The organism is Citrobacter sp. TBCS-15, from assembly GCF_005280815.1.
Classification (GTDB): domain Bacteria; phylum Pseudomonadota; class Gammaproteobacteria; order Enterobacterales; family Enterobacteriaceae; genus Citrobacter; species Citrobacter werkmanii.
The window spans coordinates 714390-727638 of sequence record NZ_SZWK01000292.1; the positions used below are offsets into that span (position 1 = coordinate 714390).

Genomic DNA, 13249 nt, shown 5'->3' on the forward strand with positions numbered 1-13249 from the left:
TGTTTAGCGAGTCTAATTCCGGCTTTAAGTGTCACTTCTTGGCTGTAGAAATTAATTAGCATAAATTTTATCTCGTCGAGCGTTATTAATGAGGTTAAATTTGAAAGATATTGTTTTGCAGTCGAAACTTGAAATGGCTAAAACTCTTTATGCTAATGGTGTGAGTTTATATTATATCTCACTGGCTACAGGCTTAAGTTGGCGTGTATTAATGACAGAATTAACGTTTATCGCCAGTCATGAAATTATTCGGCAAAAAACTGACGCTCGCAAACCCAGAGTTTAAATAATTCACCTGTCTATTACCCATCCTGCAAAATTTGAAAGGTAACGTTAATATGTATATTTCGCCACTACCGCTCGCGGCGGACTCTGATGTTGATAAACTGAGAGATGATATTGCTAATAAACTTTTATTTACTATTGGCAAAGATCCCGCCATCGCCACGAAACGGGAGTGGCTTAATGCGACGTTATATGCGGTACGCGATCGAATGGTCGAGCGCTGGCACCGTTCCAATCGGGCACAATTCTCTCAGGATGCGCGCCAGGTTTATTATCTGTCGATGGAATTTTTAATTGGCCGTACGCTGTCTAATGCGTTGCTCTCGTTAGGTATTTACGACGAAGTCAGAAGCGCGCTTGAGGCAATGGGGCTGGAACTGGAAGAGCTAATTGACGAGGAAAATGATCCCGGACTTGGAAATGGCGGTCTCGGACGACTGGCGGCTTGTTTCCTTGATTCTCTGGCAACGCTTGGCCTGCCGGGATGCGGATACGGCATTCGCTATAACTACGGTATGTTTAAACAAAATATCGTTGATGGCGTGCAAAAAGAGTCGCTGGACTATTGGTTAGAATACGGTAATCCGTGGGAATTCAAACGTCATAATACGCATTATAAAGTGCGCTTTGGCGGGCGACTGCAACAAGAAGGGAATAAAACCCGCTGGCTAGAAACTGAAGATATTCTGGCGGTGGCCCATGACCAGATTATTCCCGGCTATGCGACGGACACTACCAATACATTGCGGTTGTGGAACGTTCAGGTAAATAGTGAGGTCAATGCGGGCAAACTGAATCAGCAGGAAGACTTTGCTACGGAAGTGGAAAACAAATATCACTTCGAGAGGATCTCGCGAGTTTTGTACCCTGATGATTCGACCGATGCAGGACGTGAACTGCGTTTACGCCAGGCCTATTTCCTGGCCTCGGCCACGATTCAGGACATCCTGAGCCGTCATTATCAGTTGCACCGCACATACGATAATCTGGCCGATAAAATCGCTATCCACCTCAATGATACGCATCCGGTGCTGGCGATCCCAGAGCTGATGCGTTTGTTGATTGATCATCACCAGTTTAGTTGGGATAACGCGTTTGACGTGACCTGTCAGATTTTTTCTTATACTAACCATACGTTGATGAGCGAGGCGCTGGAAACCTGGCCGGTAGAAATGCTAAGTCGACTTTTACCGCGTCATTTGCAGATTATTTTTGAGATTAACGACCGCTTCCTGAAGACGTTACAGGAGCGCTATCGCGATGATAGCGAACTGCTGCAGCGCGTATCGCTGATTGATGAATCTAATGGGCGCGTGGTGCGCATGGCCTGGCTGGCGGTGGTTGTCAGTCATAAGGTAAATGGCGTGTCGGTGTTGCATTCAAAGCTGATGACCGACTCTCTGTTTGCTGATTTTGAGCGTATCTTTCCTCTGCGTTTCACCAACGTAACCAATGGTGTCACGGCGCGGCGTTGGCTGGCGTTGGCTAATCCTCCGCTTGCCAATGTGCTGGATGAGAATATTGGCGAAAGCTGGCGGACCAAATTAATGCAATTGGGCGAGTTAAAGCAATACATAGATTATCCGACGGTGAATGAGGCGGTGCGCCGGGCGAAGTATGAAAATAAGCAGCGATTGGCGCAACATATTGCCGCCCATTACGGCGTGGTGGTGAATCCTGATGCGCTGTTTGATGTGCAGGTGAAACGTATTCACGAATACAAGCGGCAGCTTATGAATGTGCTGCATGTGATCACGCGCTATAACCGGATTAAAGCCGCGCCGGATGCCAACTGGGTTCCACGGGTGAATATTTTTGCCGGAAAAGCCGCCTCGTCTTATTACATGGCGAAGCAAATTATCCGCTTAATTAATGATGTGGCGCAGTTAGTCAACAATGACCCGCAAACAGGCGGCAAACTAAAGGTGGTTTTCATCCCGGATTACAGCGTCAGTCTCGCACAGCTAATTATTCCTGCTGCCGATCTGTCAGAGCAAATTTCCCTGGCCGGGACGGAAGCCTCCGGGACCAGCAATATGAAGTTTGGTATGAATGGCGCGTTGACCATTGGTACGCTCGACGGCGCGAATATTGAAATGCGCGAGTACGTTGGGGAAGATAACATCTTCATCTTTGGTAATACGGCTAATCAGGTTGAAGCCTTACGACGCGATGGCTATGACCCGCGACGCATCTTTGAAAATGATGAGGAATTGCACCAGGCGCTGACGCAAATCGGTACGGGTATGTTCAGCCCGCAGGAGCCCGGACGTTACAGAGACGTGCTGGATTCATTAATCAATTTTGGCGACACCTATCAGGTGTTGGCGGATTACCGCAGCTATGTGAACTGTCAGGATGCGGTGGATGAGCTGTATCGAACTCCCCGGGAGTGGACGACCAGGACGATGCACAATATTGCCAACATGGGGTATTTCTCATCGGACAGAACGGTGCAGGAATATGCCGACCATATCTGGCGCATAGCTAAAATTCACGTATAGCAATTTCCCTAACGCTGAGCCTCCCTGGTTTTTATAACAGGGAGGCGGTTTGCAAATCGGCGAGTATGGGGGAGAGGATCTTATGGGTATTGCTGTCTTTGCGTGATGAAGCAAACACACTAAATTGCGGCAGGGGAAACGGCGTGTTTATTTTTTTCAGCCCATACAGATGAGCATGTGTTGCAAACACCTTTTCCGGGATCACCCCTATACAATGGGTATTGGACACAATCGTCAGTATCGCCGTAAATGATGAGGTCAGCAGGCAGCGATCCCCGGATCTGAATTTTTTATCCACAATACTGCGATGGTAAATGATTTTTTCATTCTTGGTATTATAACCCACCAGGTTCGCGTTTCTGAATTGTGCTTCGCTAATGGAACTACCGTATAAAGCATTATTCTGCGACGCTACCAGTACCAGGCGCATATCGCATATTTTCTGGCATGAAAGGCTTGCTGACTCAACGGAAAAAGTTGAAAAAACGACATCCGCCTGGCGCATATTCAATAACTCAATAATGCTCTGTTCATTCAGGTCGGCGGTGAGGTGCAGGAGACTGATATCGGCGTCGGTATCGATTATTCTCGCGGTAACATCGGGAATGACGATAGGGGATATAAAAGATTCCGTATAGAGCGTTAGCCTTTTTTTGGCGGCAGGCGTGGAAAGCGGCATCAGCAACGACAGTTTGTCGATAATAGGGATCGTATTATCATAAAGCTCATCAGAGTAGACCGTCGGTAACAGCGCATTTCCGCTGCGGACAAACAGATTATCCCCCATCATTTCGCGCAGTTTTCTCAAGGACTGGCTGACGGCAGAGGGTGAGATATTCAACATATCAGCGACTCGGGAGATGCTGCCTACGCTATAGATCAAACAGAAAATCGTCAGCAGATTGAGATCAATTTTTGATAGTGTGCGAATTTTCTCTGCATCATTTGCTTTCGACATAGACCCCTCATAATCAGCACTACGGCAGTAATCACATCAGGTATAGCAAAAAATGTCATGCTAGCGGGAAACTGACCATTTTCGCTAAGCGCATCGCCTGGAGTTGTAACATTGTAAATTATGTTAATCAATTGAGCTTTGTTGATGTAGGACATCTATTTGTTCAAAAAACAACCATACTATTAAGTTGCACCATGGTTGGAAAGAGGAGGAACAAAGTATGGTTGTTGACAGACTGAGAACCGATCTTCTCAACAAATTGATAAACGCCCGTATCGAACTTGCCGCTTATCTGCTGTTGAGAAAAGCGAAAGGCTACATGTCAGTCAGCGAGAGCGATCGTCTGCGTGATAATTTTTTTGTGCTGAATCGCGAACTGCACGAGCAATCACAACTTCACGGTATGCATCTTGATCAGGAAGAGTGGAATGCCCTTCATCGTGCTGAAGGGGCGTTAGCCGCCGCCGCTGTTTGTCTTATGAGTGGACATCACGATTGTCCAACTTTTATTGCCGTTAACGCAGATAAACTGGAAAACTGCCTGACAACGCTGACGCTGAGCATCCAGTGTTTGCAATCTTATCCAACGCTGGAACACGTCTGAATCAGGGGGAGGGCGCTCCCCCTTTTCGTTAAGATTATGTAAATGTAGCGGGATAATTCCCCCTGCTGGCTACGCTTTATGCAGAGCCATTCAGGAGGTGTTATGCGTCAACTCTTTCTCTGTGCTATCCCACTTGCGCTATTTTCCTCTTATGCCGCCGCGGTAAAGGTGGAGGTGCTGCAAACCAAACTTGATCACCCGTGGTCGCTGGCTTTTTTACCCGATAATCGCGGTATGTTAATTACGCTCAAAGGCGGCCAGCTTCGACTCTGGCAGCCTGATAAGGGACTTTCCGACCCGCTGACCGGCGTACCTAAAGTCTGGGCGAATGGTCAGGGAGGATTGTTGGATGTGGTGTTAGCGCCTGACTTTGAACGATCCCGGCGAGTGTGGCTCAGCTTCGCTGAAGCCGACAGTGAGGGTAAAGCCGGCACGGCGGTGGGTTACGGACGACTGAGCGACGATCTCAAACACTTGCAAGCGTTCCAGACCGTTTTTCGCCAACAGCCGAAGCTCTCAACCGGAAACCATTTTGGCGGGCGCATGGTGTTTGATGATCATGGCTATCTGTTTATCGGCCTGGGTGAGAATAACCAACGTGCAACCGCCCAGGATCTAAATAAATTGCAGGGCAAGGTGGTTCGTCTGACCGACGAGGGCAAAACGCCGCCGGATAATCCGTTTGTGAATCAGTCGGGGGCGCGGGCAGAAATTTGGTCGTATGGCATCCGTAATCCACAAGGTATGGCAATGAATCCGTGGAGCGATGCGCTGTGGCTCAATGAGCATGGTCCGCGTGGAGGCGATGAAATCAATATCCCCGCAAGAGGCAAAAACTACGGTTGGCCGATCGCAACCTGGGGGATTAACTATAGTGGTCTCAAAATTCCAGAAGCCAAGGGGCAAATTGTTGCGGGTACAGAACAGCCTATCTTTTACTGGGAAAAGTCACCGGCAGTCAGCGGAATGGCTTTTTACAATAGCGATACCTTCCCACAGTGGCGGCAGAAGCTGTTTATCGGCGCGTTGAAAGATAAAGAGGTGATCGTGCTGAGCGTCAAAGGGAATACGGTCATCGAAGAGGGAGGCCTGTTGCAGGAAAGGGGACAGCGGATCCGCGATGTGCGCGTCGGACCTGACGGCTATTTGTACGTGTTAACCGACGAGTCCGACGGGGAATTACTGAAGGTGAGTCCCTGAGCTGATTAACTGACCGGGATCATCACCACTTTTTGAAATGCCGGGCGTTCCGTCAGTTGCTGATACCAGCGTTCCAGGTGTGGACGCGGGGTCCATGTCAAACCAACGTTGAACAGGTTATAGACGAATGGCGCAATGGCGATATCCGCCGTGCCAAATTCCGCCCCGGAGAACCACGGCTGGTCCGCCAGCGCGTTATCCAGAATAGCAAACAGGTTATCGCAAACCTGAATACTTGCCTCAATGGCTGCCATGTCGCGTTGATCGGCTGGCGTTCTGACCAGACCAAATAAGATAACCCGGTGCGCAGGACTCAGCGTCTGGTTCGCCCAATCCATCCATTTTTCGCCGACGGCACGCGCGGCAGGTGCCTCAATCCACAAACGCTTTTGCCCGTACTGCGCCGCCAGATAACGGACAATGGTATTGGATTCCCACAGGACAACGTCTGTTTCATCATCGCGTAGCAGTGGGACCAACCCGTTCGGGTTCATCGCCAGATAGTCGGCATCGCGGTTACCGCCATGCTGCCCGCCTGCCAGAATTTGGTTATACGGCAGTTCCAGTTCTTCGAGCGTCCACAATACTTTTTTTACGTTGGTCGAGTTATTGCGACCCCACAGTGTAATCATAGTAACCCCGCAAATTAATTGAGCAGCTTTATGGCTGCAGATACCCTCTGACTCGCTCACATGGTGGGGTAAACCTAATATTTACGCAATAACGTCTAAAAAAATCGTGCCAGGGGCAGCGCTGCGCGGCGTTATTGCATAAACTTTAAAAACTTTACCAACTTACGGTTTCTTTAAGCTCGTTAGTGCGTTATTACTCACCGCACTTATTTTACACGTCATCCATCAGACTTTTTCTGCAATGGGTTGGCCGAGGTTGTCTGGCCAGTTTTGTGTAAACACGGTGTGGTATGACGTGGTTTTTTAGAATGGATACTCGGGTGGCATTTATGACGCAATACTTCTCTTCACTTCGCAGCTTTGCTGCTGGTTCTGCACTCTTAATCCTTTTGGCACCGACCGTACAGGCGGCGGAGCAACCCACGGCTCCTCCGAGCGTGGACGCGCGTGCATGGATCCTGATGGATTACGCCAGCGGCAAGGTGCTGGCGGAAGGTAATGCTGATGAGAAACTGGATCCTGCCAGTCTGACCAAAATCATGACCAGCTATGTGGTCGGTCAGGCGCTGAAGGCCGGAAAAATTAACCTCAACGACATGGTCACCGTGGGCAAAGATGCCTGGGCGACCGGTAATCCGGCCCTGCGCGGTTCGTCGGTTATGTTCCTCAAACCTGGCGATCAGGTTGCGGTATCCGATCTGAACAAAGGCGTTATCATTCAGTCTGGTAATGATGCCTGTATTGCACTCGCTGATTACGTTGCCGGGAGTCAGGAGTCCTTCATCGGTCTGATGAACGGTTACGCGAAAAAACTGGGACTGACCAATACCACGTTCCAGACGGTGCATGGCCTGGATGCGGCAGGGCAGTTCAGTACCGCGCGTGATATGGCGTTGCTCGGCAAGGCGTTAATCCACGATGTGCCCGAAGAATACGCTATCCACAAAGAGAAAGAGTTTACCTTTAATAAAATTCGCCAGCCGAACCGCAACCGTCTGTTGTGGAGCACCAATCTGAACGTGGACGGAATGAAAACCGGTACCACGGCGGGCGCGGGTTATAACCTCGTCGCTTCCGCGACCCAGGGCGATATGCGTCTGATCTCCGTCGTGCTGGGGGCGAAAACCGACCGTATCCGTTTTAATGAATCAGAAAAACTGCTGACCTGGGGCTTCCGCTTCTTTGAAACCGTTACGCCGATTAAACCGGATGCCACCTTCGTGACTCAGCGCGTCTGGTTTGGCGATAAGAGCGAAGTCAATTTGGGGGCTGGGGAAGCGGGTTCGGTAACTATCCCGCGCGGTCAGCTTAAGAACCTGAAAGCCAGCTTTACGCTAACCGAGCCACAGTTAACCGCGCCGCTGAAAAAGGGGCAGGTTGTGGGGACTATCGACTTCCAGTTGAACGGTAAATCTATCGAGCAACGTCCGTTGATGGTGATGGAAGCAGTGGAAGAGGGTGGTTTCTTTAGCCGGATGTGGGATTTTGTGATGATGAAGTTCCACCAGTGGTTTGGCGGCTGGTTCTCTTAATCTAATCGATTGCCGGATGGCGCTAACATCGCTGTCCGGCAGTATCATCTAGTACAACAGCTTTATGCGTTGCGCCTTGGCGTATTCCACAAACTCATCGTCGGGGCGGCTGTCACTGATGATGGTATCAAAACGTTTTAATTCCCCCATCCTCGCAGGACGTACCTTCCCAAACTTGCTGTGGTCGACCACCAGAACGTGATGCTGCGCCATCGACATTGCCCAGTGTTTCACCGCTAATTCTTCCAGATTAAAGCAGGTCGCGCCTTTCTCAATGTGCACGCCTGCCGCGGAATAAAAGGCGATATCCGGGCACAGATTATTCAGTGTTTCCTGAAAATCGAGCGGTTTGAAGATGGCGTTACTGGCATGAAATTCCCCGCCACATAGAATGACGCGACACTGCGGTTTTTCCTGCAATACCAGAAACGTATTTAGCGAGTAGCAGATTGCGGTGAAAGGCAGTTCATTGTCGATAGCCTCAATAATCCACGGCGTGGTCGTGCCGCAGTCGAAAAAGATGGTCTGATGCGCCTGCACGAGGCTTGCCGCCTGCTGTGCGGCACGGCGCTTTTCATCAACCAGACGGGATTTTTGATCGCTGATTAAATAGTGGTTGGCGCTGCGGGGCTCCAGAACAATATAGCCCCCGAGTAAGACGACAGGCGCATTGTTATTATTCAGGTCGCGACGAATGGTCATCTCAGATACGCCCAGCAGCGTCGCGGCTTCTTTGAGGTGTAATTTATCGCTGCGTTTCAGCGCCTGTAGCAACTGACCAATACGCTCGTCGCGTCGAGTTTCCATAGTTCCCCTGGAGAGTAGTATAAGTGCTCGTATTGCGCCTAATACTACTCTTTTTACCGTGGGTTAGTCACGCACCCAGCCTTTACGGATGGGCAGAGCGAAACAGGTGCGATAGCAGGTCTGCAAGCCGAAGTAAAGGGGCGCGCCGAACCGTTGCCAGATCATCTGGGCGCTCAGGCAGCCGATCAGCCCAGCCAGGAATCCGCCCAGCATATCCAGCGGCCAGTGTACGCCAAGGTATACGCGCGACCAGGCAATCGCCACGGCGACAACCATCAGCAGCGCGCCAGTCCACAGGCGATGCCAGAACAGGAAAGCCAGAGCAAAAGTAAAGATAACCGTGCCGTGATCGCTCGGGAAAGAGTCATCCGCCGCATGGTGGAGGAAGTTGTACCCGATGTGGTTAACGAACGGACGATCGTGGGGGAACAGATGCCCCATCAGCCATGAAATAGTCAGGCCAACTGCCAGCGCTATCGCCATTTTTATGACCAACTGGCGCTGGAGAGTAACCTGAGCGCGCGGTCCCCAAAGCCAGAGAATAACCGCTAACAGCGGGACAATGGTGATTAAATCTTTGGCAATAAATATGGCCAGCGAGATAGCCCATTGCGCAGAGTCCGGCGTTGCGTTGATCAGGTAAAACAGCGAATTATTAAGATTTTCCAGCATAACGTCCAGACTCAGTGTACTCGTTAAAAGGCCCATAGGGGGAGAGCATAAAATTGCTGTTACAGGATAAAAAGCGGTCTTGTCTTATTTGTCTGCTAAATGACTATTTTTAAGACAATTAATGAGACTTAATGAGCATGATAGCGGCCTCAACTTAAATTAACCTTAAAGCAAAATGTTCTTGAGCAAATGAATGTAAAAATGTGCGCATTTTGCTTTCAAATCACATAATTCACTATCACCGGTACGGCGCATTTATTACACTTTGCGCGTTTTTTCATTTGCTAAGAGACTGCATGCAAAACCGTTTATCTTCAGGCGCCCGGTTGGGGCGTCAGGCATTACTTTTCCCTCTCTGTCTGGTGCTTTACGAATTCTCTACTTATATCGGTAACGATATGATCCAACCTGGAATGTTGGCCGTGGTGGAGCAATATCAGGCCGGATTAGACTGGGTACCCACTTCCATGACTGCCTATCTGGCGGGTGGCATGTTTTTACAGTGGCTGTTAGGGCCACTGTCGGATCGTATTGGTCGTCGCCCGGTGATGTTAACCGGCGTACTCTGGTTCATTGTGACCTGCCTTGCGACTCTGCTGGCACAGAATATTGAGCAATTTACCTTTCTGCGTTTCTTGCAGGGGATAAGCCTGTGCTTTATTGGCGCGGTGGGTTACGCCGCAATTCAGGAATCCTTTGAGGAAGCGGTGTGTATAAAAATTACCGCGCTGATGGCAAACGTGGCGCTGATTGCGCCGCTGCTGGGACCGCTAGTTGGCGCGGCCTGGGTACATGTTCTGCCGTGGGAAGGGATGTTTATCCTGTTTGCTGCTCTCGCAGCTATCTCCTTCTTTGGCCTGCAACGCGCGATGCCGGAAACGGCGACCCGGCTGGGTGAAAAGCTGTCCATTAAAGAGTTGGGCAAAGATTATAAGCTGGTGCTCAGGAACGTACGTTTTGTCGCGGGCGCGCTGGCGTTGGGTTTTGTCAGCCTGCCGTTACTGGCGTGGATTGCCCAGTCGCCGATTATTATCATCAGCGGTGAACATCTCAGCAGTTACGAATATGGCCTGTTGCAGGTGCCGATTTTTGGGGCGCTGATTGCCGGTAATCTGGTGCTGGCGCGTCTGACTTCGCGCAAGACCGTGCGTTCGCTGATTATCATGGGTGGCTGGCCTATCGCCGTCGGACTGGTGATTGCCGCGGCGGCCACGGTAGTGTCATCCCATGCGTATTTGTGGATGACGGCGGGTTTGAGTATCTATGCGTTTGGCATTGGCGTGGCGAATGCAGGGCTGGTCCGCCTGACGTTGTTTGCCAGTGAAATGAGTAAGGGGACGGTTTCTGCCGCTATGGGCATGTTGCAGATGCTGATTTTTACCGTCGGTATTGAGTTGAGCAAACATGCTTATCTGCTGGGAGGAAACGGCTTGTTCAGCCTGTTTAATCTGGCAAGCGGCGTACTGTGGCTGATATTGATGGTTATCTTTCTGAAAGATAAACGGGTAGGGAATTCCCGGGAAGGCTAAAGCCCGGTTGCCCGGGCCTGACGAAACTCAGTGATGGTCGTCAATCTGATGTTCGATAACCATCCCTTCACCTACGCTGGCAACATGTCGCGCATAGGGATGTGCGCGATAGACAGGTGCCGGGGCGGGTGTTGGAGCAACATACACTGTTTGTGGCGCGGTCGTCACGTTGACCGCCTGCGGAACGCTGACGGAAGAGGGCACGACCACCACTTTATAACCGCTTGGTACATCCACGGTAACGCTTTGCGCAAATGAAGTCCCCGCAAAACCCAGCAACAATGTTGCTATCAGTACACTTTTCTTCATGATCCGCTCGCCTGAAGTAATCACTGGAGGTAATAATCCAGTGGGGTTAATTTGAGGCGGATTATGAATAGATCATATCATCATTTTGTTGCCGTCTGTGCTGAGGCGTTAATGCGTAAACGGCGCTTCGTTTTTTAATACGCGGTCGATAACATCCAGCACACCCTCTTCGTTGTTCGATCCCGCGCGATATTTTGCCGCCTGGACAACCGGTTCGTGAGCGTTGGCCATTGCGAAACTAAATCCCGCCTGACGCAGCATCTCAATATCATTTCCGCCATCGCCAAACACAACAACCTCGTCGTCGCTAATATTCCAGCGTTGTTGCAGCAGGCGCAGACCATTTGCCTTATGCACACCTGGAATAATTAAATCGATGCTGCCGTAGCCGGTATGCACCGGTACCATGATATCGCCAATTGCCTCATGGAGATCGGCCTGCACCTGCGGGATACGGTCGTCTGAAATATTCAGCCCGAATTTGAAAAAAACGTCGTTGAGATTGTCAAAATTATCTACAAATTCAAGACGATGATAGTACATGGCGGAAACGGATTTATGCTCATCGCTGTATTTTTTGAGCGTATAGGCGCTGTTTTTACCGCAGGCGATAATGTCGATGTCCGTACGGGTCAACAGATGATCCACGATGGCCTTGAAATCGTCTTTTGCCAGTTCACCGTTAAAAATATCTTTCCCTTCACTGACTACCCAACCGCCGTTTTCAGCGACAAATGAGATTTCATTGGCCAGTTCAGGGAAAAAGGAGATGAGCTGGTAATACTGATTGCCGCTGGCGACGACAAAGCGGATCCCTTGTTCTTTCATTTGACGGTATTGCGCCATAAACCGCTCACGGTTATAGGTTTTTTGGTCGCTTAAAAATGTGCCATCCATGTCGACCGCAATTAATTTGATGCTCATTAGCTGTTCTCCATCACAGGGGTATTTTTGAGATCCGGTTTCGCCACCGCTTTCGCGACAATGGCGGCGATAAGCACCAGCGCCAGCACCACCAGCATAGCGCTGCGCAGGCCGTAATGTTCACCCAGATAGCCCAGCAGCGGCGGCCCTACCAGGAATGCCAGGTAGCCGGTGGTCGCTACAACGCTGACGCGGGTTGGCGCATCGGGACCGGTGTCGCTGGCTGCTGAAATGGTCAGCGGGAAGCCGAGCGATGCACCAAGCCCCCACAGAATAACGGAAACACCCGCTACCCATGTGCTATCGACAAAAATAATCAGACTGATGCCAAGCGCCCCCATCAACGCGCTGGCACGCACCACCGCGACGCGGCTGTAGCGGTCGATAAACCAGCCGCCGGTGAATCGACCCACGGTCATACCCAGCGTAAATCCAGCATAAATCAGCGAGCCTGATGTCGGGCTAAATCCGTGGCCATCCACCATCAACAGCGGCAGCCAGTCGTTGGCCGAACCTTCAGCAAACGCCATCGCCAGCACCACGACGCCAATCAGCAGCAACTGAATGTCGCGATAGAAAGGCACGCCTTTTTCGCTGGAGTGAGCGCCGTCAGAGGCATTCTTACCCGTGCCGTCTGGAATGGCCTTGATGGCGATAAAGACAGGAGTGATTGCCACCATTGCCGCCAATAAAATATGTACGGTCGCAGGCACGCTGAAGGCGGTAAGCATCATCCCGACCCCGGCTCCCGCCAGCGTTCCCAGACTGTAAAAACCATGCATCATCGGCAGCACGGTCTTGTTCATTTCGCGCTCAACTGCCGCGCCTTCGACGTTGATGGCGACTTCCGCTGCGCCAAAGCTGGCGCCAAACACGCCCAGGCCAAACGCGAAAAGCCATGCGGAATGCAACCATAGCGCCGCGCTGAGGATAGCCATCCCGAGGACTGCACAGGACATGGTGGTGCGGATCACTTTACGCGTGCCAAATCGTTTCACCAGCCAGGCCGAACAAAGAATGCCACTCATCGAACCAATAGAGAGTCCAAACAATACCGCGCCCATTTCGGCAGTGGAGATGGAGAGGATATCTCGGATGGCAGGAGTACGCGTTGCCCAGGAAGCCATTAGTAATCCGGGTAAAAAGAAAAACGTGAAAAGCGCCCAGGTACGACGTCTTAAGGCTTTGCGTGGTGAGGTGCCTGTCATGAATTCGAACCAAAGAAAAGAGGGAAGAAGACAACATTAGCAAGACTGTGTACATTTGTACACAAATGCAAGGTGAGGAAATGCA

At 50.7% G+C, this 13249-nt stretch carries 13 protein-coding genes; 6 read left to right on the forward strand and 7 right to left on the reverse strand.

The genetic code is table 11. The features are described from left to right. Positions 1-100 precede the first annotated feature (100 nt). Entirely contained in the window at positions 101-286 is a 186-nt protein-coding gene (locus tag FDW96_RS21040) for a glycine cleavage system protein T (protein WP_227093261.1), read from the forward strand. Positions 287-338: 52 nt separating this feature from the next. Further along, a complete protein-coding gene (gene glgP / locus FDW96_RS21045; RefSeq protein ID WP_137366232.1) occupies positions 339-2789 on the forward strand; it encodes a glycogen phosphorylase in 2451 nt (816 codons plus the stop codon). Positions 2790-2820: 31 nt separating this feature from the next. Here the strand turns inward: glgP and FDW96_RS21050 are convergent, their stop codons facing one another. After that, positions 2821-3747, reverse strand: a complete 927-nt coding sequence (locus tag FDW96_RS21050) for a LysR family transcriptional regulator (RefSeq protein WP_042309545.1) — start codon at positions 3745-3747, stop codon at positions 2821-2823. Positions 3748-3967: 220 nt separating this feature from the next. Here FDW96_RS21050 and bssR point away from each other — a divergent pair, with 220 nt between their 5' ends. After that, a complete protein-coding gene (gene bssR, locus FDW96_RS21055) occupies positions 3968-4351 on the forward strand; it encodes a biofilm formation regulator BssR (RefSeq protein ID WP_038639191.1) in 384 nt (127 codons plus the stop codon). Positions 4352-4453: 102 nt separating this feature from the next. Continuing rightward, positions 4454-5551: a PQQ-dependent sugar dehydrogenase gene (locus FDW96_RS21060; protein WP_061381891.1), complete on the forward strand. Its 1098-nt coding sequence runs from the start codon at positions 4454-4456 to the stop codon at positions 5549-5551. Between the two features lie 5 nt (positions 5552-5556). Here the strand turns inward: FDW96_RS21060 and FDW96_RS21065 are convergent, their stop codons facing one another. After that, positions 5557-6183: a glutathione S-transferase family protein gene (locus FDW96_RS21065; RefSeq protein ID WP_061381890.1), complete on the reverse strand. Its 627-nt coding sequence runs from the start codon at positions 6181-6183 to the stop codon at positions 5557-5559. Between the two features lie 329 nt (positions 6184-6512). Between FDW96_RS21065 and dacC the strand changes: the two genes are divergently transcribed. Further along, on the forward strand, positions 6513-7715 hold the full coding sequence (gene dacC / locus FDW96_RS21070; protein ID WP_032940149.1) for a serine-type D-Ala-D-Ala carboxypeptidase: 1203 nt from the start codon (positions 6513-6515) through the stop codon (positions 7713-7715). Positions 7716-7763: 48 nt separating this feature from the next. On the opposite strand, the gene deoR is transcribed toward dacC, so the two are convergent. Both deoR and ybjG read right to left on the reverse strand, forming a co-directional pair. Further along, positions 7764-8522 (reverse strand): DNA-binding transcriptional repressor DeoR, encoded by a 759-nt coding sequence (deoR, locus tag FDW96_RS21075; protein WP_042309541.1) that lies wholly within the window; start codon positions 8520-8522, stop codon positions 7764-7766. A 63-nt stretch (positions 8523-8585) separates the two neighbouring features. Next, positions 8586-9194, reverse strand: coding sequence for an undecaprenyl-diphosphate phosphatase (gene ybjG, locus FDW96_RS21080; protein ID WP_061381889.1), 609 nt, complete (start codon positions 9192-9194; stop codon positions 8586-8588). 296 nt (positions 9195-9490) lie between these two features. On the opposite strand from ybjG, the gene FDW96_RS21085 reads away from it, so the two are divergent. Then, a complete protein-coding gene (locus FDW96_RS21085; RefSeq protein WP_079224845.1) occupies positions 9491-10723 on the forward strand; it encodes an MFS transporter in 1233 nt (410 codons plus the stop codon). A gap of 27 nt (positions 10724-10750) precedes the next feature. Here FDW96_RS21085 and FDW96_RS21090 read toward each other — a convergent pair whose 3' ends face one another. The 3 genes from FDW96_RS21090 to FDW96_RS21100 form a co-directional block, all read right to left on the reverse strand. Continuing rightward, positions 10751-11032 carry a hypothetical protein gene (locus FDW96_RS21090; RefSeq protein ID WP_061381887.1) on the reverse strand — a complete coding sequence of 94 codons (282 nt, stop codon included), beginning with the start codon at positions 11030-11032 and terminating at the stop codon, positions 10751-10753. Between the two features lie 108 nt (positions 11033-11140). After that, positions 11141-11956 carry a Cof-type HAD-IIB family hydrolase gene (locus FDW96_RS21095; RefSeq protein WP_042309534.1) on the reverse strand — a complete coding sequence of 272 codons (816 nt, stop codon included), beginning with the start codon at positions 11954-11956 and terminating at the stop codon, positions 11141-11143. Then, entirely contained in the window at positions 11956-13164 is a 1209-nt protein-coding gene (locus tag FDW96_RS21100; RefSeq protein WP_137366233.1) for an MFS transporter, read from the reverse strand. The genes FDW96_RS21095 and FDW96_RS21100 overlap by 1 nt, the downstream gene beginning before the upstream one ends. Between the last annotated feature and the right edge of the window lie 85 nt (positions 13165-13249).